We start from the raw sequence: 644 nt of genomic DNA, 5'->3' as shown, positions 1-644 counted from the left end.
GACGAGTGACCTTTGCAACAAGGTTCTGTGACTCGGGCCGCTGCCGTAGCAAGGTCTCCCTTCCAACTCGTAGGCAGCTGGCAGCCAACAGGGTGATGGGCGCTGCACGGCTTCGCCAGTGCTGCATGAGCCAAGTGGACATCCCTCCCTCAAGAGCGTCATAGCCGAGCGGCGCCCCCGTTCGTCTCCTCCAGACTACCGGGGAAGTAGTGAGTCATGGTCCTCGGACCGCGTCCATGGACGGCCAAACCGTCGCCCTCCTGGACGGTGAGATTGCCGCCGTTCGGCGTTATGCCCTATCGCTGACTGCCGCCGAAAAGCCTGCTCAGCAGACGAGAAAGAATTGATCCGCCTTCCCTCGCGGGCGGCGTCGGATTCCGCTGCGGCGCCGGGGAGGCGCTTTGCCTTGCCTCGGCCGGCGCGGGGGATGGAGTTTGCCTCGCCTCGGCGGGCGCAAATTTCGCCTGGCGCTTGGCTGCGTGGGTCGCGATGGCGTCCATCAGGGGCGGCGACAATGTGTCATAGGGAGTAAGCCCCAGTTCGCGCAGCCGCGCCCGGATGCCATCCATCCGCGACGGATCGACACCCGATTCGATGACGCTGCTGACGAAGGCCGCGAATTCGGGGGCGGACCATCCGGCCTT

At 65.4% G+C, this 644-nt stretch carries 1 pseudogene; it reads right to left on the bottom strand.

Going from position 1 to position 644, the window contains the following annotated elements:
* Window positions 1-296 precede the first annotated feature (296 nt).
* Window positions 297-644 (bottom strand): annotated as a pseudogene (locus AAIL68_RS17560) (hypothetical protein); the annotation flags it as partial.

Source organism: Paracoccus sp. SSK6 (assembly GCF_039770665.1).
Lineage (GTDB): Bacteria > Pseudomonadota > Alphaproteobacteria > Rhodobacterales > Rhodobacteraceae > Paracoccus.
This window is presented reverse-complemented; position numbering and strand designations above follow the sequence as displayed.